This window comes from Capnocytophaga sp. CM59 (assembly GCF_000293175.1).
GTDB lineage: Bacteria > Bacteroidota > Bacteroidia > Flavobacteriales > Flavobacteriaceae > Capnocytophaga > Capnocytophaga granulosa.
On record NZ_ALNN01000016.1, the window covers coordinates 72503 to 96620 of the forward strand.

A 24118-nucleotide genomic window follows, 5' to 3' on the forward strand; every position below is an offset into this window, starting at 1 on the left:
GCAAACTATTGAATACTTATTTGAGGGTTTCTTTGAGCCAACCAAAGAAGGTACGCTGCCAAAGGAGTGCATTCTGAGGTTGTAATACCCAGTGGTTTTCGTCGGGGAAGTAGAGGAACTTACTCTTGATTCCTCTAAGCTGGGCAGCGGTGAAGGCTTGGAAGCCTTGTTCTTCAGGGACACGATAGTCCTTGCCGCCATGAATGATGAGAATAGGTGTATCCCATGCCTCCACTTTCTCTATAGGGTTGAACTCGGTAACGGCCTTTTGAGCTATGGCATTGCCTTTATCCCAATAATCTCCTCCGAACTCATGTCGGTTGAAGAAAATCTCTTCAGTAGTGCCGTACATACTCTTGGTATTGAATACCCCGCAGTGGGCGATAAAGGTCTTAAAACGCTTGTTGTGGATACCAGCCAAATAATATACAGAATATCCTCCGTAGCTAGCCCCTACAGCACCCAAGCGTGAAGTATCTACATAAGGCTCTTTGGCAATATCATCAATGGCAGCTAAATAGTCTTTCATCACCTGTCCGCCCCAGTCGCCACTAATTTCGGCATTCCAAGCCACTCCGTGTCCTGGCATACCACGGCGGTTAGGAGCGATGACAATATAACCCTGAGAGGCCATCAGTTGGAGGTTCCAGCGGAAACTGTAGAACTGAGTTAGTGCCGATTGAGGCCCTCCCTCACAATAGAGTAGGGTAGGGTATTTCTTTTTAGGAGAGAAATCAGGTGGATAGATAACCCAAGCGAGCATATCCTTGCCATCGGTGGTTTTTATAGTACGCTCTTTTACAGGGCACTTGGCTATGTGCTTATAGAGATCATCGTTGATATGAGAGAGCTGTTTTATCTCCAAAGGCGCTTTACGTCCTTTGAGATTGACAGTGTATATCTCGGCGGCTCTATTCATATCATTACGAGAAACCACTAAGAGGTCGCCTGACTGGCCTAAGAGATCACCTATATCAAAGATTCCTTTGGTGAGTTGCTTAGGGGTAGGGTTCTTAGCAAAAGGCTCTATTTCGAATAGCTGCTGGGTACCTTGGGTAGCAGCGGTAAAGTAGATTTTCTTTCCGTCATTGCTCCAAATGTAGCTAAAAACGGTATTGTCCCAAGAGGCAGTAAGGTTGATCCTATTACCATCAAGGAGGATATATAGGTCATTCTTATCCGCTTCGTTGCCGTCCTCTTTCATGCTTAGCCAAGCCAAAACACCATCTTTGTTAAAAGAAGGGTGGGTATCGTAGCCCATTATACCTTCGGTGAGGTTGGTTGTAGTTTTGCTTTCTATATCATACTGATAGATGTCAGTATTGGTACTTACCACATAGTCAGTACCTACTTTGGCCTTGGTTACATAGAGAACCTTTTTACCATCATTGCTCCATATGTAATCTTCCTCTCCGCCGGAGGGCATCTGAGGGCAGTAATAAGGCAAGCCCTGCATAATATCGGTTTGGGTACCATTGGATATTTTTTCAATAAACACATGGTTGTAAGCCCCTTCGTTCCACTTGTCCCAATGACGATGGTCTAAGCCTTCGTATACCTTCCCTGTGGATTTGTCCAATTCCTTATAGAAGTCCTTACCCAAGACAGGGCGGAGTTTTACTTCCTTATGTATGAGCTTAAGGGTCTTGTCCGCATTGTACTTAATGGTGAGGTTCTCCAACTGTTCTTGGGTAATTGGAATGAGCTTGCCCCCACTGACGTCCAATTTGTAAAACTCCTTTTTGAAGGAATTTTCAGACACATTGGGCGTGGTAACACTCAGTAAGACCTGTTTTTTATCAGGTGTCAGCCCGATGCCACTTACCCGATGCAATTCCCATAATTTCTCAGGAGTGAGTGGTTGTTGTGCTTGCGTATTATAAGTCATAATCAAAGCAAGGATTAGTAAAATTTTTCTCATCATATATAGTATTAGAGATTTTTTCTTATGATAACCTAGCCCATAGCCAACGGGTCAGTCAGGAGAACATATCTTTGACTTTTTCAAAGAAGCTCTTTTCTGATTTGTCGGGTTGTGGAGTAAAGTTGTCATCTTCCATCATTTTTTGGAAGAAGTTTTTCTGCTCTTTGGTAAGGGTTTTAGGAGTCCATACATTTACATGTACGAGTAAGTCTCCAGCCCCATATCCATTGAGGTTAGGCACTCCTTTGCCCTTGAGGCGTAGGATTTTTCCTGATTGGATTCCTTCTTCGAGCTTGATACGCACCTTTCCTGTAGCTGTTTCTATATCCTTGGAAGTACCCAAGACGGCTTCAGGCATGCTTATATATAGGTCTAAATGAAGGTTTTCTCCCTCGCGCTTGAGGGTTTCATGTTCTATTTCCTCAATAAGCACTAATAAGTCTCCAGGGATACTATTGTTGCCAGGGGCTTCGTTCCCCTTGCCAGGTACCTTCATCTGCATACCTTCTACTACCCCTGCAGGAATCTTGATAGTAACAGTTTCCTCTACCGATTTGAGACCCTGGGCGTCGGCACCATCAGGCTTTTTGTCAATCACTTCACCGCTTCCACCACAAGTAGGGCAGGGGGAGGAAGATTGCATACGGCCGAGCATGGTATTGACCTCTCGGACGATACTTCCGTTGCCATGGCAGGTGTTACAAGTCTTATAAGTGGCACCTTCGGCCTTTACCTTACGAAGCACCTTTACTTTCTTTTCGGTACCAGTTACGATGTCGGCCAAGGTAAGTTTTACACGGATACGTAGATCCCCTCCTTTTATTCTATAAGAGCGAGAATTTCCTCCGCCGAAGCCACCAAAACCACCAAAGCCGCTAAAGTGTCCGCCGAAGATATCCCCAAAGTTACGGAAGATATCCTCCATAGAACTATAACCGCCACCGCCACCTTCGAAGGCTGCGTGTCCGAATTGGTCGTATTGTGCTCGTTTTTGTTCGTCGCTCAGTATTTCATAGGCCTGAGCAGCCTCTTTGAATTTTTCTTCGGCCTCTTTGTCCCCTGGGTTTTTGTCGGGGTGGTATTCCAATGCTTTTTTTCGGTAGGCCTTTTTTATTTCAGCGGCAGTAGCTGTTTTGCTAACGCCTAAAATTTCGTAATAATCTTTTTTCATTTATTCAATCACTAAGAAAGCCTATTGTCCTACTACCACTTTAGGGTATCGGATAATCTTTTCTCCTAATTTGTATCCTTTTTCTACTACATCAATGATTTTTCCTTTAAGTTCAGGAGTAGGAGCAGTGGTTTGGGTCAGTGCCTCGTGTATGTCACTATCAAAGGTATCGGAGGCAGCCACAGGGATTTGTTCCAAACCTTTGGAACGGAGGGTACTGAGGAGCTTGCTGTGAATAAGTTCCACGCCACGGAGCAAGTTTTCGTCCTCGCTTTTGGAGATTTCCACTAGGGCACGATCAAAGTCATCTAGGACAGGGAGCATAGCCTGTATGACATCTTGTCCTGCTGACTTGAGTAGCTCTTGTCGCTCTTTGGCAGTACGTCGCTTATAGTTTTCGAACTCAGCGAAGAGGCGCATGAACTTATCCTTTTCCTTGTGTAGCTCTGTTTCCAAGATAGAAATAGCCTCATCGGCCTGAGCTGCATCGCTGGCTTGTCTTTCTGCTTCGGCTTGTTTTTCAGCAAATTCGGCTTGAGTGTTATTGTCTTGATTTTCAGTTTCTTCCTGCACTTGAGCCTCTACTACTTGGGGTTCTTCTTGTGCGTAAGAAGCCTCTTGAGCAGCGGTAGGGTTGTCGTGTATTTCCTCATCTATAATTTCAGCATCTTGAAATTCTGCATCATGAATGTCATCAGCGTAGAGGTCGCCTTCGTTATGAGTGTGTCCTGTATTCATGGGTGTATTATTTTGTATTACTAATTCTTATTCATAGCAAAAGTACTGCCAAAGATTGAAAAGTGACAAAATGGCATATACTTAGGGTGTGTTAAGGGGAGTAGGTGTGTGTTTTGGATGTTTTGAGTGCTTGGTATGTCTTGGATGGTCTCGGTGTTTTCTTCGTTCGGTGAGGTACCTAAAGCGGACATCATCGTAATATAGGCCAGCCAATAGGATAGCGATGGCAAAGAAAAGGGTCTTGATCCCCAAGGAAAGTTTCACGAAAGCAAATCCTGCAAAAAAGCCGCCTAAGAAGAAAAAAACAACGATAAATAGCCGTAGTCTGATACTATTTTTTATATTTTTCTCCTGTTGTAGATAATTGTTTCTTCTGATATAGAATAATTGGGAAAGCTCAATGCCTAAGTCGGTAAACAAGCCTGTTAGGTGGGTGGTGCGGACGGTGGCGTTGGAGATTTTGGTCACAAAGGAGTTTTGCAACCCCATGGCATAGAGCAACATAAAGGTAGTCAACTCATGCGGAAAATGCTCCCATAGGGTATTGAAAAGGATAACACAACCGAGGGTCAAACATTCCAAGAGGGTAGGCCTGAAATACTTATTTTGCCTTTTGTGATAGTTGGCGTCTTCAATCAGCCAGCCCGAAGTAAATGAGCCACAGAGGAAGGAAAGGATATAACACAGGTAGATAGTACCCTTCCAGAACTCAGCTATAGAGATATCATGAATGAAAAAAGCGAAATGCCCAGTTACATTGGTTGTGAGCCTACTTAAGAAAAGGAAGCCCACTACATTGACTATACCCGCCACGAAGGAGAGTACGACTGCTATTTGTAAGTTATTCTTGGCAGAACGCTTTTTTCCTTGATGTCTGAACATAATTGTTTGTTTATCACGAGTTTTGGTGTGTTATATAGAACTCTTGAATTGCTCTAAGAAGCGCACATCATTCTCATAGAAAGCGCGTATGTCTCCTATTTGGTATAGTAGCATAGCCACACGTTCCAGCCCAATACCGAAAGCAAAACCAGAGTATTTTTCAGGGTCTATATTGCAGTTTTTCAGTACATTGGGGTCAGTCATACCACAGCCCATGATCTCAAGCCAACCTGTACCCTTGGTGATGCGGTAGTCAATTTCGTTGTTTAACCCCCAATAGATGTCCATTTCCGCGCTGGGTTCGGTGAAAGGGAAATAAGAGGGTCTTAGGCGTATTTTGGACTTACCGAACATCTCCTTGGTAAAGTAAAGAAGCGTCTGTTTGAGATCAGCGAAGGAGACATTGGTATCGATATACAAGCCCTCTATTTGGTGGAAAAGGCAGTGAGAGCGCGCCGATATATCCTCATTGCGATACACACGGCCAGGGGCGATGATACGGATAGGCGGTTGGTTTTGCTCCATATAACGCACCTCTACCGAGCTAGTGTGGGTATGTAGGAGAATATCGGGGCGGGTTTGAATAAAGAAAGTATCTTGCATATCCCTTGCGGGGTGATATTCGGGTAGGTTTAGGGCTGTAAAGTTGTGCCAATCGTCCTCTATTTCAGGACCTTCGGCTATGCTAAAGCCAATGTTGGCAAAGATCTCAACAATCTTATTTTTGATCAGCGACACAGGGTGACGGCTTCCGATTTCCATAGGAAAAGCCGGACGGGTAAGGTCATTATAAGCAGGTGCTGCTGAGGTCTGTCCGCCTAGCTTTTCTTTAAGTTCGTTGATTTTTGCTTCGGCCTTGCTCTTGAGTTCGTTGATAATCTGTCCGAATTCCTTTTTTTCCTCTTTAGGAACTTCCTTGAATTTGGCAAAGAGGTCATTGAGTAGTCCCTTTTTACCGAGGTATTCCAAGCGGAATTGTTCTAATTCTTCTTTCTTTTCAGTGGCAAAAGCCTCTACCTTGGCAATATGTGCTTTGATTTTATCTATCATAGGAGTAACAATATTATGTGGTTAAATTTTTTCTACACGGCGGGCATGTCGGCCCCCTTCAAAAGGGGTGTTAAGGAAAGTCTTGACCATCTCAAGGGCTTGTTCTACAGCTGTAAAGCGGGCGGGGATAGCGATCACATTGGCATTGTTGTGTTCTCTTGCCAAGACGGCGATCTCCTTATTCCAGCAGAGAGCGCAGCGCACTTTGGGGTGCTTATTTACGGTCATGGCCACTCCGTTGCCACTTCCACAGATAACAATACCCCAGTCGGCCTCTCCCTTATCAATCATCTCTCCTACGGGGTGTGCAAAGTCAGGATAATCCACGCTTTCGGGGGAGTCGGTACCCACGTTGGTAACATCATAATGCTGTGATAGCAAGTACTGCATAATCACTTTCTTATATTCAGTACCTGCGTGATCATTTCCAATGGTAATTTTCATCAGTCAGTGTTTTTAAAGTGCAAAGGTACATTTTTTTTAGTAGTTTTAAAAGCTATTATCAAGAAAAAATTGTATTTTTGCATGAGTATAAATTCTTCCCTGAGGGGAAGGTTAATTAATTAAAAATAAGCCTAATGAAACTTACCTTCTTAGGAACAGGCACCTCCCAAGGAGTACCTGTGATAGGCATGGATACGCCCGTGGCACGCAGTAGGGACAAGCGGGATAAGCGTTTGCGAACTTCAGCTTTGCTCTCATGGGGAGGTGTGAATGTAAATATAGACTGTGCTCCAGACTTTCGCCAACAGATGTTGCGCCATAGGGTACAGCACCTAGAGGCAATTCTTTTTACTCATGAACATGCCGACCATACCGCAGGCTTGGATGATATACGCCCCTTTGTACTCAAGCAGGGGGATATGCCTATCTATGGCCTACCTAGGGTGATAGAACAGCTACGTATACGTTTTGCCTATATCTTCGCCACGGAGAACCGCTATGCGGGGGCACCTTCGGTAGCCCCAACGGAGATTACTGCTGAGACACCCTTTACGCTCTTTGGCAAGGAAGTAATCCCAATTGCTGTGGAGCATGGGACATTGCCTATTTTAGGTTATCGCATAGGTAACTTAGCCTATATTACCGATGCCAAATATATAGCCGAGGCGGAACTCTCCAAGCTGCATAAGGTAGATACTTTGGTACTCAATGCGCTACGCAAGGCACCCCACCCTACCCACCTAAACATAGAAGAGGCCTTGGCCATTGTCAAGGAAGTACACCCACGCCAGACCTTCTTCACTCATATGAGCCAAACCATGGGCTTTCATGCTAAAGTACAGAAAGAACTCCCTGCACATGTATTTTTAGCATATGATAACCTTACTATAATGATTAATGATTAATGCCAATAATGATTAATGATTAATGCCAATAACAACAATAGTCATTGAACATTAATCATTAATCATTGAACATTATTTATTTATTTTTTCTCCACTATTTCAATGGCGTATCCTCCACCACGGGCAGCTTTTAGGGTAAGCTTAGTTTTGGCATTCACCTTTTGCTTTTTGATGGTGTAGGCTTGGGCATTGCCTTGGTAATTAGCATTGGGGGCGTCGGCATAGATAGTGGCTTCGTACTCTTTTCCTTTGTCCAAGAAATCAAGAGAGAGCACTGAGGTATGTCCGTTCTCATTGCTGGTGTTACCTATATACCAATTGTTGCTATGCTTGTCTTTACGAGCGATGGTAATATATTGGCCAGGTTCAGCTTCCAAATACACACTTTTTTGCCAGTCTACAGGTACTTTCTTGATAAACTCAAAAGCATCTAAGAATTTTTCGTAGTTTTCAGGTAGGTCAGCGGCCATTTGCAAGGGGCTATACATGGTAACATATAAGCCTAATTGTTTGGCGAGGGTACTACTTAGGGTGTGGTGGTTTTCGGGATTGGTATTTACCAAGTTGGTTTCAACAATACCAGGGGTGTAGTCCATAGGACCACCTTGTAGGCGGGTAAAAGGTAAGATAGTTGTGTGGAAAGGCTTTACAGTCTCAAGGGCTTCGTATTCGGTACCACGAGCGGACTCGTTGCCTATGAGGTTAGGATAAGTACGGCATAGACCAGTGGGGCGTACTGCTTCGTGTGCATTGACCATAATCTTGTGTTTGGCAGCTTCCTTAATGGCATAGAGGTAGTGATTTACCGCCCACTGGCCATAGTGGTATTCGCCACGTGGAATAATGCAGCCTACATAGCCACTTTTTACAGAGTTATAACCATAGTCATTCATCAGTTGGTAAGCCTTTTCCATATGACGCTCGTAGTTGCGCAAAGAAGCAGATGTCTCGTGGTGCATCATCAGTTTTACGCCTTTGCTGTGTGCATACTCATTGAGACCTTTGAGGTCAAAGTCAGGATAAGGAGTCATGAAGTCAAAGACATAATCTTTGGAGTTGTCAAACCAATCTTCCCAGCCTATATCCCAACCCTCTACAAGCACTTGGTCAAACCCATGTTGGGCAGCGAAGTCAATATAACGGCGTACTTTCTGGTTGTTAGCCGCATGAGTGCCATTGGGGCGTGTTTTGGTGTAATCTACTTTGTCAAGATCCACGGTAGGGAGGTCATTGGTATAAGCCCAAGAGGACTTACCGCTGATCATTTCCCACCATACTCCTATATATTTTACAGGTTTGATCCAAGAAGTATCGGAGAGTGCACAAGGTTCGTTGAGGTTTAGGATTAGGCGAGAAGCCAAGATATTACGCGCATCATCGCTTACCATAATAGTACGCCAAGGGGTGTGGCAAGGAGTGTATAGGTGTCCTTTGTCACCTTTGGCATCGGGGGTAAGATGAGATTGAAATACAAGGTTCTTGTCGTCCAAATTCAGGTGCATACAAGCGTAATTGACTAGTGCCGCCTCGTGTAGATTGATATATAGGCCGTCTTGGGTCTTCATCATTAGGGCTGTTTGTACACCAGTGGGAGAGAATGGTGTTTGGCATACATTCTTAATTACAGCCTGAGACATAAGAGAGCGGATTTGGGAGAGTTTGCTCTGGGTATAGTCATACTCCTGAGTATCATAATCGCCAGGAATCCACCAAGCGGTATGGTCGCCTGCCATGGCGAATTGGCTCAATTCTTCTTCAATAACGAAGTAAGTAAGTTCCTTCTGCTGAGGGAACTCATAGCGGAAACCAACGCCCTCGTTATAGACTCTAAAGCGCAGGTTCATCTTCCTATGAGTGGAAGTTTGTTCCAAGGCCACTAAGAGTTCGTTGTAGTGGTTAAGGATTTGACTTTCTTCCCCCCATACAGGTTTCCATGTTTCCTTGAAGGTAGTCTTTTGAGTATCAATCACTTTGAACTGCTTGGTCAGGGGTTCTGATTTTTTTAACAGGAAGCCCAAGGTACTTTCCTTAATTACAGGTTTGTTATTATAGCTCACCTTGTAGGAGGGGGTTCCTTCTTTAGTAAGGGAGAAAGAAAGAGAGACTTTCCCATCGGGAGAGCTTTGCTCCTGTGCCCTAACAGGAGCGAAAATGCTGGGGAGGGCAGCCATAGAAAGGGCTATTACCAATTGTTTCATTAGAATTTTTTTTGTAATTACCATGGTGCAAGTTACGAAAAAAATAAGACATAAAAAAGAAAAAACTCAAAAAAGTTTTGAGTTTTTGGTTTCGAATTTTGAGTTTGTTAGTAATGGCTTTTTTCTTCTAATTCTTCACTTTTCACCATTGGTTCTTCATTCTTAATGGTGATAAAGTACAAGCAACTTACCCACCAGCCAATCCAAAATAGATAGAAACCGAAGTGAAACTTGGCTTTCATTACCTTGTGCATAGTGGTAGAGAAATCCCAGTAGGTAGCAGCAAAACCAGCAATACCTACTATAAGCAGTAGCCAAGCGACTTTTTTGGCCGCTGAAAGATGTACCATTTTTCGTATGCCCCACAGAAGGCCTATAACAAGACACTGTACAGCAAAAAGTAGCAAGGCCGTTTTCCACCACGAGCGAAAGATCATGAATTGCCTATACATGGTATGAATACCGATACGCCCCAAGAGAGACATCTGGGTGATGAGTATGCCCGAAACTACAGAGAGTAGGGCTTGAAAGAGTAAAAGGGAGGTGCTTTTTTTCATAGGTAAAATTAGGTAATAGGGTTTAGGTGTTGGGAGGCTAATCTTATTATTTAGAGAGTGTCCAGCCCTCTTTTTCTCGATATTTGGCTTTGTATTTCTTTTGGATAAAGTCCTGACCGCCAGCCTTTTTGTTTAGGAAGCTAAAAGGAGTTTCTTTTTTCTGGAAAGTAGCGGTGATAGTGGCGCTTTTCTCGTTTTTTTGTTCTACAGTAACCTCATTGGAGAGTACATATTCGAGGGTTTTTACCTTGGCACGGGTCTCTTTTAGTTCGGTAACATAAGGGAGCGCCTTGTCGGTACACTTGATATTCACTACCCAAACACTATCGTTGGAGAGCCATTTTTTCTTTACCTTGAGTTCCTCTATGGAGAGGTAGTCGTCGCTTTCCAATTGTTTGATTTGCTTTATTTTGTCCCCGTCCTTTTTGGTGCGGTACTTTACCTCACCTAGCGTTAGATGAGCTGTTTCGTACATAGGGGAATCCTGTAAGGCGGCCTCTACTAAGTCGTGGGCTTGTGAGGGTGAGAGCTTGCCGTCGGAGCAAGCTACAAGGCTCAAAAGAGCTGCTAAAAGTATAAGAGTATGTCTCATAATTTTGAGTTTTAAGTTTTATTATTTACTATTTGTTCTTTACTAATCACTTAATGATCTGAGTATCATAATAGTTGCGATAGGCTTCATTTTGGGCATATAGGTCGGTGTGGGTACCTGCTCCTATGAGGTGCCCTTGGTCTAAGAAAAGGATATAATCGGCATTGCGAGCCACTGATACACGGTGGCTGACGATGATGCGAGTGGTATTCTGTGCCGTTTGGGAAAGGTTATGGAGGATCTTCTCTTCTGTATCGGTATCTACCGCAGAGAGGCAGTCATCAAAGAGATAAATCTGTGCCTGCTTGAGCAGCGCTCTGGCGATAGATACACGCTGGCGCTGTCCGCCACTGAGGGATATGCCTCGCTCTCCTAGCATGGTGTTATACTTATCCTTGAAATCCATGATGTTGTCATGTACTTGTGCGAGCTTAGCCACTTGGATTACTTCCAAATCAGAGGCTTCGGACTTGCCAAACTTGATATTGTTCTCTATAGTATCGGAGAAGAGGAAAGAATCCTGTGGAATAACAGAGATAGACTTGCGTAAGTCGTTGAGGTTGAGTGACTTTATATCTCTACCGTCAATGAGTACTTCTCCTTGCTGCACATCATACATACGGGTAATGAGGTCGAGAATGGTGGATTTGCCTGAGCCTGTACGCCCTATGATAGCAATACTTTTTCCCTTAGGGATATGGAAAGAGATGTCCTTTAGGGCAGTAACCTGGGTATCGGGATAGGTAAAGGTAACATGTTCAAAGCGGATATCCCCTTCAATAGGTGTAGGGGAGGGGTTGGTATTTTCAATATCGGGGGTCTCATGTAAAAACTCGTTGATACGCCCTTGGGAGGCCTCCGCTTGTTGGACAATATTGCTGACCCAGCCCACGGTAGCCACAGGCCAAGTGAGCATCATCACATAGATACTGAATTCGGTGATGACCCCAATGGAGTCTATCTGGCCATTGATATACAATCGCCCTCCGATGAAGATGACAAAGATGATACTAATCCCAATAAGTAGCAGCATGATAGGAAAAAAACAAGCCTGAATACGCAATAGAGATAGGTTCTTCTTGCGACCTTCCTGGCTGAGAGCCTCTACATTCTTTTGGGCTTCTTGCTCCAAGGCATAGGCCTTGATGGTATGGATTCCAGAGAAAACTTCCTGAGAAAAGGAGGAAATTTCTGATAGAAACTGCTGTACCTCAAGAGTTTTCTTATTGATCTTGCGAGAGATAAAGTAAATAAGTACCGCCAATATAGGTAGTGGTAAAAGGGCATAGGTAGCGAGCATCGGGGAGGTGTAGAACATCAGTGGGATACTACAGAGAAATAGTGTTGCGGTCTGTACACTATACATCAGGGCGGGGCCTGTGTACATACGCACCTTACCCACATCCTCACTGATGCGGTTCATAAGGTCGCCTGTGCGATTTTGCTTATAGAAACGCTGAGATAGGATTTGGTACTTCTGGTAGATCTCATTTTTCATGTCATACTCTATATAGCGAGAGACATTGATAATGAGCTGTCGCATCCAAAAAGTAAAAAAGCCCGAAAGCAAGGCCGAACCTATGATGATTAACGCGCAAAAAAGCAGAGACCTTCCCAAAGGTTGGTCAGGGTTGGGGTGGTTGATATAGTTCTCAATCGTCTTGAATGCATACTGTACTCCCTTGGGCATGACAAGGGAGAAAAGACGAGCAATGATCGTGATGAGTACCCCCCAGAAGAGCTGTTTGCGGTATTTGTAAAAATATTTGTTTACGTGAGCTAAGTGTTTCATTCTACTATAATTCTTTTCTTAGGCGCGCCACGGGAATGTCCAACTGTTCCCTATACTTGGCAATTGTACGGCGTGCAATAGGATAGCCCTTTTCCTTGAGCAGCTCCATAAGCTTGTCGTCGGTGTAGGGTTTGCGCTTATTCTCCCCCTCTATAATTGTTTGGAGAATCTTTTTGACCTCATAGGTAGAGATGTCCTCTCCTTCGTCATTCTTAATAGCTTCAGAGAAGAAGGCTTTCACCGGCTTGGTGCCGTAGGGAGTACTAACAAACTTACTATTGGCCACACGCGAAATGGTAGAGATGTCCATACCGATACTTTCGGCTATATCCTTGAGTATAAGGGGCTTGATCTTGGTCTCATCGCCTGTGAGGAAATAATCCTTTTGGTGGAGCATAATTGCGTTCATGGTAACCAAAAGAGTGTTTTGGCGCTGCTTGATGGCATCGATAAACCACTTAGCGGCATCTAATTTCTGTTTGATGAACTCTACGGCTTCTTTCTGTTTCTGCTTGTCCTTATCGGTGGAATCCCTATAGGTCTTGAACATTTCGGTATATTCTTGGGAGACATGTAGTTCGGGAGTGTTACGCCCATTGAGGGAGAGTTCTAGCTCTCCATCATTAATTGTAACGGTAAAGTCGGGCACTACCTGCTCGGTGAATTTGCTTCCTTCTGCATAAGAACTCCCAGGCTTGGGATTGAGTTTTTCTACCTCTTGAATTACTTCTTTGAGGGTTTCTTCCGAGATGTTATACTTCTGGATAAGTTTGTCATAGTGCTTCTTACTGAAGATATCAAAGTTTTCCGTCAGAATTGTGATAGCCAGTTCCGTAATAGCTGTTTGTGGCTTGTGCTTGAGTTGTACGATAAGGCTCTCCTGTAGGTCTCTGGCACCGATTCCTGCGGGGTCTAACTGGAAGATGACCGTCTTGAGGATATGTTCCACTTCTTTCTCATCGGTATAGATATTCTGAGTGAAGGCTAAATCATCAGCTATATCGCTCATGGAGCGGCGGATATACCCATTGTCATTGATACTACCTACGAGAAACTCGGCAATCTCCCGCTCTTTTTCACCTAAGCGGAAAGTGTTAAGCTGTTCTATAAGGTACTGGTGAAAAGAGACTTCCTCTCGGTAGGGGAGTCCAAAAGCATCCTCCTCATGGTAATTATTGGCATAGAGGCGGTAGTCAGGGATTTCGTCATCGCTGAGGTATTCATCTACATTGATGGCATCGGCTTGTATGATTTGGTTATCTTCGTATTCGTCGGGGGTGTCATACTCGTCCTCATGGGCTTCCTCCTGCTCCCAGTCTTGGTGTTCGGTAGCTTCCAAGGCGGGGTTCTCTTCCAGTTCCTCTTTTACACGCTGCTCAAAGGCAAGGGTAGGGAGCTGTACCAACTTCATCAGTTGGATTTGTTGGGGGGATAGCTTCTGGGTGAGCTTGAGTTGTAATTGTTGTTTTAACATAATTTGTTTTAAGAGTTATAGACTTATAGATATTGCAGGCAGATGGAATTGTCCTTGCAATAGTCTATATTGATAGCTATAATTTCGTTTTTGCTGTTGACCACTATAGGGAATCGTACTAAGAGCTTGTCATGGTATGGCAGATAGATATAGAACACTACTCCTCTGTCGGAGGTAAGAATATCGGAAACACGCTGCTTGGTCTGTCCAGAATTGATCAGCTCTATAGCCTCTTGAGAGGTGTATAGGATCGGCCCTTGGTCTTGTATATAAGTTTTTATAATGGCGAAAACCTGTCGCAATTTCTCCATCCCTCCTTGCTCTGCTGGAATCTCTTGAGTGATTTTCAGCATAGGGTATAGAATAGGGAAGTCCTCTTCAGGAGTATTCCTGATGGCTTCAATAAGCCTTTCAACAGTCGCTTTTTGAGCTTTTTGAGCGTGGAGCGTTCCTATACATAGGCACATACTCACTAAGGTAAAAAACAACTTCATAGGATATGAGATTATAATTATTAGTGCGCTAAGTTAATGATTTTTTTGTAAAAAGCAAATTAAAAACTATTTTTTAACAAATAATTATAAACAATAAGTTGTTTTTTAAGTGTTTGATTAAGATAACAAACTGTCCGCAAGGTACTTTTGGGGTACATAACGGACAGCTGTTGTGAAAATGAATGAAAAAAAATGTTTATTCAGCCTCTATTTCTTTAACGTATTCTTTTAAGTCTTCCAAAGAGGTAAATCCATTGAAAGAAAGGGCAACCTCATTGGCTTCTACCTCAGCGATAAGGGTCTTGAGCAGTTCCATAGGAGTTTCCTCATACCCATATAGGTCTTGGGAAAAATCAATTCCTGCTACGATATCGTCCTGATACATGCTCAAGCACCAGTCCTCCATGAATTCTGCTAAAGGAATTTCACTGACAGTGTATTCCTTCCACTCCTCTTTTTGGCAGGCCTGAGCTTTCTCCATGTCAGACCAAAAGGCAAATACCCCTACTTGTTCCTCATCGTCCTGAGTTACAAACTGGTTGGAGGTACAAGCGGCGACATATTCACTTTGTGTATCTCTAAGACAATAAATGATTCCTGTAGCTACCACTTCTCTTATAAAATGAAAGTAGCTATCTAATAATTCTTGTTCCATATTTAAATATTTACATTCTTGGCATGGATTGCATCATGCGCATCATTTGTTTGGCACCACCGCTTTGCATCATCTTCATCATCTTGCTCATTTGATCAAACTGCTTAAGGAGTTGATTGACTTCAGCAATGTTGCGACCGCTTCCTTTGGCAATACGATTTTTGCGAGAAGTATTGATGATAGAAGGGTTACTACGCTCGGCAGGGGTCATAGAGTAGATGATAGCCTCAATATACTTGAAGGCATCATCGCTGATATCTAAGTCTTTTACTGCCTTACCTACCCCAGGGAGCATACCTAAGAGGTCTTTCATGCTACCCATTTTCTTGATTTGTTGTATCTGGGAGAGGAAGTCGTCAAAACCGAATTGGTTCTTGGCTATTTTCTTCTGTAGCTTGCGGGCTTGTTCTTCGTCGAACTGCTCTTGGGCACGTTCCACAAGAGATACCACGTCGCCCATGCCCAAGATACGATCGGCCATACGAGCGGGGTAGAACACATCAATGGCGTCCATTTTCTCGCCTGTACCGACAAACTTGATTGGTTTATTTACTACCGATTTGATAGAGATAGCAGCCCCGCCACGGGTATCCCCGTCCAATTTGGTAAGGATTACCCCATCAAAGTTTAGGACATCATTGAAGGCTTTGGCGGTATTTACCGCGTCTTGCCCAGTCATGGCATCTACCACAAAAAGTGTCTCCTGAGGGCTAACCGCCTTGTGAATATCGGCGATTTCCTTCATCATCTGCTCATCTACAGCCAAGCGCCCTGCGGTATCTATAATAACCACATTTAGCCCATTGCTTTTGGCATAAGCAATTCCTTTTTGGGCAATATCTACAGGATTGTTGTTTTCTTTTTCGGAAAATACAGGCACTCCTATCTGATCCCCTACAATATGCAGCTGGTCAATCGCTGCAGGACGGTAGACGTCGCAGGCAACCAAGAGCGGTTTTTTGTTCTTTTTGGTTTTGAGGAAGTTGGCCAATTTTCCAGAGAAGGTAGTTTTACCAGACCCTTGTAGCCCCGACATAAGAATCACCGAAGGGTTACCGCTGAGATTGACCCCTGTGGCATCACCTCCCATAAGTTCAGTAAGCTCATCGCGGACAATCTTGACCATGAGCTGGCCAGGCTGTAGGGTAGTAAGTACATTGGCACCCAAGGCTTTAGCTTTTACCTTAGCGGTAAAGTCCTTAGCAATGGCATAGTTCACGTCGGCATCCAAGAGCGCACGACGTACTTCCTTGAGCGTTTCCGCTACGTTGATTTCAGTAATCTGGCCATGCCCCTTGAGTACATGTAAGGCCTTCTCTAATTTATCACTTAAGTTATCAAACATGTTATTCTATTAGTTGTTAGTTATTAGTGGTTAGTGGTTAGTTTCTGACAACTAATCACTAACCACTATACTGAATTAGAATAAATTCTTTAGTGTTTCAATTCCTTTCTGGATTCCTTCAGAGAAATTACCAGAAGAGATGTCATTGAAAGCTTTCTTAGCTTCTTCCCACTTGTCATCAGAAACATTCTTTAAGGCTTCAAATTTTTCAGTAAGAGAGGATTTGTCCGCTAAGAGCTTGTTGATTTCTTCTTGCGCCTTTTCTTTAAGATCTCCTGTTTGGATACCCAAAGAGGCAGTTAGAGAATTAATTTTTTCGGTCAAAGCATTGATCTTGTCTTGTGCTTCTTTAAGGAACGCTTCTTTGTCCATAATCTAAAATATTTAAAAAAATTGCTGCCGCAAAAGTACAAATTTAATTATTAATGATTAATGATTAATTGTTAATTATCAATGGTTAATTGTTAATTGTACTTTTATGCGGGCGAATTGCCATTCGTCCCTATTTTATCATCAAAGGTGAAAGTCTTAGGATTCTTTACAGTTTCTTTTGTTACAGCTTTTTTGAGTACCTCTTCCATTTCGGTGACATAGTGGAAGGTAAGACCTTGGAGGTATTCTTGCTTGATTTCGTCAATGTCTTTTTCATTGTCCTTGCATAGGATAATTTCCTTGATACCTGCTCGCTTGGCAGCAAGTATTTTCTCTTTGATACCACCCACGGGGAGTACCTTACCACGGAGGGTAATCTCTCCTGTCATGGCTAGGTTCTTCTTCACCCTTCGCTGGGTCAGTACTGAGAAGAGTGAGGTCAGTAGTGCAATCCCTGCACTAGGTCCATCCTTAGGGGTAGCACCTTCGGGGATATGGATATGGATTTTGTATTGGTCAAAAATACGCGTATCAAGGCCAAACTGCTCGGCATGAGCCTTGATATATTCTAAGGCAATAGTGGCCGACTCCTTCATCACTGTACCTATATTTCCTGTGATAGAAAGCCCTCCGCTGCCCTTGGAGAAAGCGGATTCTATAAAGAGGATATCACCCCCGACACTTGTCCAAGCCAATCCTGTTACCACACCTGCCACTTCATTGTTCTCATACTTATCTCGCTCGGTAGGAATACCCAATATTTTTCGGATATCTTCCAAGGAGATTTTCGGGTTGTACTCCTCATCCATGGCAATAGCACGGGCTATATAGCGTACGATTTTAGAGATTTGCTTCTCTAAGTTTCTTACGCCCGACTCACGGGTATAGCCTTCCACAATACGCTCTATCTCTTTCTTGCCCAGCTGGATCTGCTTTTGTTCCATACCATGCTCCTTGAGTACCTTGGGCAAAAGGAAATGGCGAGCAATCTCTACCTTTTCCTCAATAGTATAGCCAGAGATGTTGATGATCTCCATTCGGTCTTTTAGGGCAGGCTGTATGGTGCTTAGGTCATTGGCTGTAGCGATAAACATCACCTTGGAGAGGTCATAACCAATCTCAAGGAAATTGTCATAGAACTCGTTGTTTTGCTCAGGGTCAAGCACCTCCAGCATAGCAGAAGAGGGATCTCCCCCGTAGCCTTGACTGAGTTTGTCCAGCTCGTCTAATACGAAAACAGGGTTGGAAGTACCCGCTTTCTTAATCAGTTGTAAGATACGCCCAGGCATAGCCCCTATGTAGGTCTTGCGGTGTCCGCGGATCTCGGCCTCATCGCGCAAGCCACCTAGTGCCATACGTACATATTCGCGACCTAAGGCCTTGGCTATGGAGCGGCCTAAGGAGGTTTTTCCTACCCCTGGAGGGCCGTAGAGACAGAGGATAGGCGATTTCATATCGTTACGTAGCTTTAGTACGGCTAAGTATTCTATGATACGTCGCTTGACATCTTCCAAACCATAATGGTCTTTGTCTAATATTTTCTGTGCGCGCTTGAGATCAAACTTGTCTTTGGAATAGACACCCCAAGGCAGGTCTAAGAGTAAATCTATATAGTTGCGCTGTATGGCATAATCAGGCATCTGGGGATTGAGACGCTGGAGTTTAGCTAGTTCCTTATCAAAGTGCTTTTGAATTTTTTCATTCCATAGCTTGGTTTTAGCTTGCTCTTTGAATTTTTCTATATCCGCCTCAAAGGACTCATTGCCCAATTCCTTCTGAATGGTCTGTATCTGTTGGTGTAGGAAATAATCGCGCTGTTGCTTGTCAAAGTCCATATGGACTTTGTTCTGTATTTCCCTTCTTAGGGTTGCCTTTTGGAGTTCTACTCCAAAATACTTGATGATCGCCCAAGCACGAGTAACCAAGCTGTTTTGCTCCAATATATCCTGTTTTTCACCTACCGATAGGGGAGAGGTAGAGGCTACATAGTTGATCAAAAAGAAATCATTGTCTATATTTTGCAGCACAAAAGGCACTTCAAGTCCGCCAGAGGTTGTTTCTTTGGCTAATTTTAGGGAGATGTCCCTGACCACTTCCATAGTAGCGGTGAACTCCTCATCTTCTTCTTCGGGGAGTAGTTCAGGGCTTTCTTGTATCTTGGCCTTGAAGTAGGGCTGTTCCTCTACAAATTCGGTGATTTGGAAGCGGCGAGTCCCTTGTACCAAGACACTGATACTTCCATCAGGAATCTTGAGAATCTTGATGATACGCGCCACCACTCCTATACTGTAGAAGTCCGCTTTGCTGGGTGCATCATTGTCGTTGCGCTGGCTGACCACTCCTATCAGGCGCTCCTTTTTGGCATCATTGATAAGTTCCAAAGAGGCCTCTCGCTTGATAGAAATCGGCATAATCACCCCAGGGAAGAGCACCGTATTCTTCAAGGGGAGTATAGGGAGCACTTCAGGTAGTGGCGCATCGGTATGATCTTCCTCCATCTCCTCTTCATCTCGCTGATGAGGGATGGCTATGATTTTCGCATCTTCAAGATGGTCTTCTAAAAGACTGTCAAAATTTCCTATTCTCATGAAATATTTTCGCTAAAACATGTAATATTGTCAGTTTTTTCTTCTTGCTTCTACAATAAAGTAAAATAGAAAAATGCAAACAACTGATAAACAGTATAGTATGATATATGCTATAAACTGACCCCTATAAAGAGCAATTAATATGCCAAAAATGATTAGAAAGCAAGGATTCTCTCTCTCTTGGAGTTAATACCTCCCTTAGTTTAAAAATTCTGAAGTGAAATGTAGCTTCAGTTGTGGGTATTTTTGCTTGACCATTTCTATAGAAAAAGCTGAATCGGCCAAAAAGACCAATTGCCCTTGCTTGTCACGAGCTAAGAATTTTTGTTTGACACGTAAGAAATCCAAGTAATCAGGGTCTTTAGGGTTTTCAGGGGCTTCCACCCAACAGGCTTTGTAGATAGGGAAATTCTCATAGCTACACTTAGCCCCATATTCGTGCTCCAATCGGTATTGGATAACCTCATACTGGAGCGCACCTACGGTACCGATGACCTTTCGCCCGTTGAAGTCCAAGGTGAATAGCTGGGCAACCCCTTCGTCCATAAGCTGGTCTATACCTTTCTCTAACTGCTTGGACTTGAGCGGATCGGCGTTGTTGATATAGCGGAAGTGCTCAGGGGAGAAGCTTGGTATACCTCTGAAATGGAGTACTTCACCCTCTGTCAGGGTGTCACCTATCTTGAAGTTGCCTGTATCATGTAGGCCAACGATGTCTCCCGCGTAGGAAATATCCACTACTTCTTTCTTTTCGGCAAAGAAAGCATTGGGACTGGAGAACTTGAGTTTCTTACCCAATCGGGTATGCAAATAAGGTTTGTTGCGCTCGAAGCTACCCGAAACGATTTTCACAAAAGCCAAGCGGTCGCGATGGTTGGGATCCATATTGGCATGTATCTTAAAGACAAAGCCTGTAAAAGCCTTTTCATTGGGCTGTACCAAGCGCTCTTCGCTAGCCTTGGGTAGGGGAGATGGGGCAATCTCTACAAAGCAGTCCAAGAGTTCCCTCACTCCGAAGTTGTTCAAGGCAGAGCCAAAGAAGACAGGTTGTTGAGCACCACTGAGATAGGCCGCACGGTCAAAGGCGGGATATACTTCATAGACCAGCTCTAAGTCATTGCGAAGGGTAGCGGCCGACTGTTCGGAAATCAGCTGCTCTAATTCGGGGCTATTGATGTCGCTAAAGGAAATAGTTTCTTCTATATTCTTACGGCTGTCTCCTGAGAAAAGGTTGATGTTCTTTTCCCATATATTGTAGATCCCCTTGAAGTCGTAGCCCATACCAATGGGAAAGCTCAAAGGGGTTACATGTAGTCCTAATTTTTGTTCCACCTCGTCCAAGAGGTCAAAGGCATCTTTCCCTTCGCGGTCGAGCTTATTGATAAAGACAATCATAGGGATATTGCGCATACGGCATACCTCTACCAGCTTTTCGGTCTGTTCTTCCACCCCTTTAGCTACGTCAATTACCACAATCACGCTATCTACAGCGGTAAGGGTACGGAAGGTATCTTCGGCAAAATCCTTGTGACCAGGTGTGTCCAAGATATTGATTTTATGCTCCTTGTAATTGAAAGCCAAAACAGAGGTAGCCACCGAGATACCACGCTGGCGTTCTATCTCCATAAAGTCGGAGGTAGCTCCCTTTTTAATCTTGTTGGATTTCACAGCTCCAGCCTCCTGAATAGCCCCCCCGAAGAGGAGTAGCTTCTCGGTAAGGGTTGTTTTCCCCGCATCAGGGTGCGAGATAATGCCGAAAGTACGGCGCTTTTGTATTTCTGTTTCTAAAGACACTTTTTTAATTGTTAATTGTCAATTGTTAATTTTTTATTGCTCTTCACTCTTCATTTTTCACTCTTCACTCTTCACTTTTCACTTACCATTAGTTTGATCATTTCTTGGTATTCTTTTGTGTTTCCTTGAGAAAGGACGAGCTTTCTAAGGCGTTCCCCGTTGTGGCGAGTCAGACCGCCATGAGTCTCAAACCAGTGATAGATCTCTTGGGCGAGAATTTCCGAATATTGGTAAGCATAATAGCCTGCGGCATAGCCACCACCGAAGATATGGGAGAAGTACAAGGAACGATAACGCACAGGCACTTCCTTGGGAAAGCGCTCAGTAGCAGTGGCCTCAAAGGGAGCTACCGCTGTGATGTGGCCCTCGGCAGGGAGGGTATGCCACTGCATATCCAAATAGGCAGAGGCCAAAACTTCGCCAAATCTATAGCCATGATTAAAGTCTCTGGAGTTCTTGATCTTGGTTATAAGCTCCTCACTGATAACCTCTTGAGTGAGGTAATGGTGAGCATAATGGGGGAGTACCTGCTCATGTAGTGCCCAATACTCATTGAACTGAGAGGGAAACTCCACAAAGTCTCTCGCTACAGCTGTTCCTGCAAGGGTAGCATATTGCTGCTCTGCAAAGAAAGCATGCAGGGCATGGCCAAACTCATGGAAGAGCGTTTCTACCTCGCTATAGGTAAGCAGACAAGGGAGCGTCTCGGTAGGAGGGGTATAGTTGCATACATTATAGATCACGGGCTTTTGGCCAAAGAGTTTGGAAGGGGTAACCAGCTCACTCATCCAAGCCCCTCCACGCTTGCTCTCACGTGTGTAGAAGTCTCCATAGTAGAGACCTAAGGGGCGGCCGTCGGCTTCAAAAAGCTCATAGACTACCACATCGGGGTGATATACAGGTAGGTCGGTACGCCTTTTGAAAGTAATACCATAGAGGCAAGTAGCCGCGTGGAAAACACCTTTTTCCAAGACATTGAAGAGTTCGAAATAAGGCTTGAGTTCGTTCTCATCTAAATCATATTGGCTCTTGCGTAGCTTCTCACTATAGTAATCCCAGTTGTGGGGTGCTATATCCTCTCGCTGTGCGATTGTTTTAAGAGCCTCAAGATCTTGTTGTATCCTTTCCAAGGTAGGAGGAATCCATTTTTCAAAGAAGTCCCTCACTGTCTCAGCAGTCTTGGCCATACTTTTTTGCAAAGACCATTCAGCATAGTTTTGATAACCCAAAAGAGCCGCTTTTTGCTGTCGCAAAGCAATGATTTTTAGCACAATAGGTTCTGTAGCATGGGCGCCCTTGGTAGCTCTGTGCCATGATTGCTCGAAGAGCAGGCGGCGGGTCTCTTCGTTATCCAATCGGGAGAGCAGCGGCTGCTGTGTGGTATTGGTCAAGGCAATCTTCCAACTGCCATCAGGCTGCTTAAGAGCTTGTTTCTCTTCAGGGGAAAGGCCAGCAAGCGCCTCCTCTTGGGTGAGGATAAGGGCAGCTTCCTTCCTAGCTTGCAAGGTATGGTAATTAAAGTCGTTCTCCAAGGTAGCCAATTGGCTATTGAGCTGCTTAAGGGTTGCTTTTCCCTCTGCGGAAAGGTTAGCCCCACGAAGTAGGAAGAGATCATAGTAGTACTCTAAGAGCTTTAGTGATTCGGCGTCTAAGTCTAGGGTAGTACGTACCTTGTAGAGTGTCTGTACCCGCTTAAAGAGCTTGTCATTGAGATAGATACTATCCTCTTGGGCAGCCAATAGGGGTAGTATTTCCTTTTCTGTTTGCTGAAGTACCTCATTGGTATCTGCTCCAGCAAGGGCGAAAAAGAGGTTACTCACCCTTAGCAATGCTTCCCCGCTTTTCTCCAAAGCAAGGATCGTATTGGCAAAGCTGGCAGGGGAAGTATCCTCCACAATAGCTGTGATAGCTGCTTGTTGTTCAGAGATGGCCTCTTGTAGAGCAGGGGCGAAGTCTTCACTTTTTATTTGTGAGAAATCAGGTGCCTCATAGGCAAGTGTACTTTTTTGTAATAACATATTCCGTTGTTGTAGGGGCAAATGGCAATTCGCCCTCATTGTTTTCATTGGTAAATTGTCTCATTGTCTCATTGACACATTAGTAAAATAGTTGTACCTTTGCCCCCATATTTATAAAATAATGAATACGGCTTTAGTTGAGACTTTTTCCGATAGCTTAGTGATTATCCCTACCTACAATGAGATAGAGAATATAGAGAGTATCATACGGGTAACCCTTCTGCAGGCACATCATTTTGATGTACTGATTGTAGATGATAACTCTCCCGATGGGACAGCCCTAAGAGTAAGGCAATTGCAACAAGAGTTCCCTGACAGACTGTTCCTTGCGGAGCGTACAGAGAAGACAGGACTTGGTACAGCCTATATACATGGATTCCTCTGGGGACTTAACAGTAAAAAAAGGTACGACTATTTCTTTGAAATGGACGCCGATTTTTCTCATAATCCCTCTGATCTCATACGCCTATACAGAGCCTGTAAGGAGCAACATGCCGATATGGCCATTGGCTCTCGCTACGTAAAGGGGGTCAATGTAGTCAATTGGCCACTTAGGCGAGTATTGCTTTCCTATGGAGCTTCTTTCTATGTAAAACTTATCACAGGAATGAGGGTACAAGATCCTACTGCGGGTTTTGTCTGTTACAAGCGAAAGGTCTTAGAGAGTATTGACTTTGACAAGATAAAATTCGTAGGCTATGCCTTCCAAATAGAGATGAAATACAAAGCCTACGTAAAGAAATTTCACCTTTCAGAGGTCTCTATCGTCTTCACCGACCGCGTACGAGGCAAATCCAAAATGAATGCCTCCATTATCCGCGAGGCTATCTTTGGGGTCATCGCCATGAGAATCAGACAGATCTTTTCTTAATGATTAATGTTTAATGATCAATGATTAATCATTATTGGCATTAACCATTAATCATTAATTTAAGTTTCGCAAGTTGTTTTTAGGTTGTTATTGAAATTGCAAGTAACTGATAAACAATTATTTGTAAAAACCTCCCCCAACCCCCCTCCAAAGGGGGAGCTTTAAGGGCGTTGAAATGGTCTAATTTGTTTATTAAATTAGAAAATTTCCCTTTTATAACTTATTGAACCTCTATCACTTACTAACTCCCCCCT

General features: G+C 43.9%; 20 protein-coding genes. 2 read left to right on the plus strand and 18 right to left on the minus strand.

Going from position 1 to position 24118, the window contains the following annotated elements:
• Positions 1–16: 16 nt before the first annotated feature.
• From HMPREF1154_RS05595 to rpiB, 6 genes are all read right to left on the minus strand, one after another.
• Complete coding sequence (locus HMPREF1154_RS05595; protein WP_009641587.1) at positions 17–1921, minus strand: S9 family peptidase; 1905 nt, start codon at positions 1919–1921, stop codon at positions 17–19.
• Between the two features lie 58 nt (positions 1922–1979).
• Positions 1980–3095, minus strand: a complete 1116-nt coding sequence (gene dnaJ / locus HMPREF1154_RS05600) for a molecular chaperone DnaJ (RefSeq protein ID WP_009641594.1) — start codon at positions 3093–3095, stop codon at positions 1980–1982.
• A gap of 21 nt (positions 3096–3116) precedes the next feature.
• The gene (locus tag HMPREF1154_RS05605; protein WP_009641586.1) at positions 3117–3833 is read right to left on the minus strand and encodes a nucleotide exchange factor GrpE; all 717 of its coding nucleotides are present in this window, start codon (positions 3831–3833) and stop codon (positions 3117–3119) included.
• An 81-nt stretch (positions 3834–3914) separates the two neighbouring features.
• Positions 3915–4715, minus strand: a complete 801-nt coding sequence (locus HMPREF1154_RS05610; RefSeq protein ID WP_009641592.1) for a YoaK family protein — start codon at positions 4713–4715, stop codon at positions 3915–3917.
• 30 nt (positions 4716–4745) lie between these two features.
• Positions 4746–5765: a phenylalanine--tRNA ligase subunit alpha gene (pheS, locus tag HMPREF1154_RS05615; protein ID WP_009641589.1), complete on the minus strand. Its 1020-nt coding sequence runs from the start codon at positions 5763–5765 to the stop codon at positions 4746–4748.
• Positions 5766–5786: 21 nt separating this feature from the next.
• Positions 5787–6209 (minus strand): ribose 5-phosphate isomerase B, encoded by a 423-nt coding sequence (gene rpiB, locus HMPREF1154_RS05620; RefSeq protein WP_009641615.1) that lies wholly within the window; start codon positions 6207–6209, stop codon positions 5787–5789.
• Positions 6210–6343: 134 nt separating this feature from the next.
• Between rpiB and HMPREF1154_RS05625 the strand changes: the two genes are divergently transcribed.
• Positions 6344–7114, plus strand: a complete 771-nt coding sequence (locus tag HMPREF1154_RS05625) for an MBL fold metallo-hydrolase (protein WP_009641584.1) — start codon at positions 6344–6346, stop codon at positions 7112–7114.
• Between the two features lie 80 nt (positions 7115–7194).
• On the opposite strand, the gene HMPREF1154_RS05630 is transcribed toward HMPREF1154_RS05625, so the two are convergent.
• The 12 genes from HMPREF1154_RS05630 to HMPREF1154_RS05685 form a co-directional block, all read right to left on the minus strand.
• Positions 7195–9312, minus strand: a complete 2118-nt coding sequence (locus tag HMPREF1154_RS05630; RefSeq protein WP_009641545.1) for a glycoside hydrolase family 97 protein — start codon at positions 9310–9312, stop codon at positions 7195–7197.
• A gap of 107 nt (positions 9313–9419) precedes the next feature.
• Complete coding sequence (locus HMPREF1154_RS05635) at positions 9420–9869, minus strand: hypothetical protein (RefSeq protein WP_009641567.1); 450 nt, start codon at positions 9867–9869, stop codon at positions 9420–9422.
• A 46-nt stretch (positions 9870–9915) separates the two neighbouring features.
• Positions 9916–10461: a hypothetical protein gene (locus tag HMPREF1154_RS05640; RefSeq protein ID WP_009641575.1), complete on the minus strand. Its 546-nt coding sequence runs from the start codon at positions 10459–10461 to the stop codon at positions 9916–9918.
• 46 nt (positions 10462–10507) lie between these two features.
• On the minus strand, positions 10508–12253 hold the full coding sequence (locus HMPREF1154_RS05645; protein ID WP_009641573.1) for an ABC transporter ATP-binding protein: 1746 nt from the start codon (positions 12251–12253) through the stop codon (positions 10508–10510).
• A gap of 4 nt (positions 12254–12257) precedes the next feature.
• Positions 12258–13727 (minus strand): RNA polymerase factor sigma-54, encoded by a 1470-nt coding sequence (rpoN, locus tag HMPREF1154_RS05650; RefSeq protein WP_009641541.1) that lies wholly within the window; start codon positions 13725–13727, stop codon positions 12258–12260.
• A 23-nt stretch (positions 13728–13750) separates the two neighbouring features.
• Positions 13751–14221 carry a hypothetical protein gene (locus HMPREF1154_RS05655; RefSeq protein ID WP_009641562.1) on the minus strand — a complete coding sequence of 157 codons (471 nt, stop codon included), beginning with the start codon at positions 14219–14221 and terminating at the stop codon, positions 13751–13753.
• 196 nt (positions 14222–14417) lie between these two features.
• Positions 14418–14876: a DUF2750 domain-containing protein gene (locus HMPREF1154_RS05660; protein ID WP_009641544.1), complete on the minus strand. Its 459-nt coding sequence runs from the start codon at positions 14874–14876 to the stop codon at positions 14418–14420.
• A 10-nt stretch (positions 14877–14886) separates the two neighbouring features.
• Positions 14887–16221: a signal recognition particle protein gene (gene ffh, locus HMPREF1154_RS05665; RefSeq protein WP_009641618.1), complete on the minus strand. Its 1335-nt coding sequence runs from the start codon at positions 16219–16221 to the stop codon at positions 14887–14889.
• A 75-nt stretch (positions 16222–16296) separates the two neighbouring features.
• Entirely contained in the window at positions 16297–16593 is a 297-nt protein-coding gene (locus tag HMPREF1154_RS05670) for a hypothetical protein (RefSeq protein WP_009641554.1), read from the minus strand.
• A 104-nt stretch (positions 16594–16697) separates the two neighbouring features.
• The gene (gene lon, locus HMPREF1154_RS05675; RefSeq protein ID WP_009641555.1) at positions 16698–19181 is read right to left on the minus strand and encodes an endopeptidase La; all 2484 of its coding nucleotides are present in this window, start codon (positions 19179–19181) and stop codon (positions 16698–16700) included.
• 198 nt (positions 19182–19379) lie between these two features.
• The gene (locus HMPREF1154_RS05680; RefSeq protein WP_009641568.1) at positions 19380–20975 is read right to left on the minus strand and encodes a peptide chain release factor 3; all 1596 of its coding nucleotides are present in this window, start codon (positions 20973–20975) and stop codon (positions 19380–19382) included.
• 71 nt (positions 20976–21046) lie between these two features.
• Entirely contained in the window at positions 21047–22993 is a 1947-nt protein-coding gene (locus HMPREF1154_RS05685) for a M3 family metallopeptidase (RefSeq protein WP_009641571.1), read from the minus strand.
• A 121-nt stretch (positions 22994–23114) separates the two neighbouring features.
• Between HMPREF1154_RS05685 and HMPREF1154_RS05690 the strand changes: the two genes are divergently transcribed.
• On the plus strand, positions 23115–23864 hold the full coding sequence (locus HMPREF1154_RS05690) for a polyprenol monophosphomannose synthase (protein WP_009641561.1): 750 nt from the start codon (positions 23115–23117) through the stop codon (positions 23862–23864).
• Positions 23865–24118: the final 254 nt, after the last annotated feature.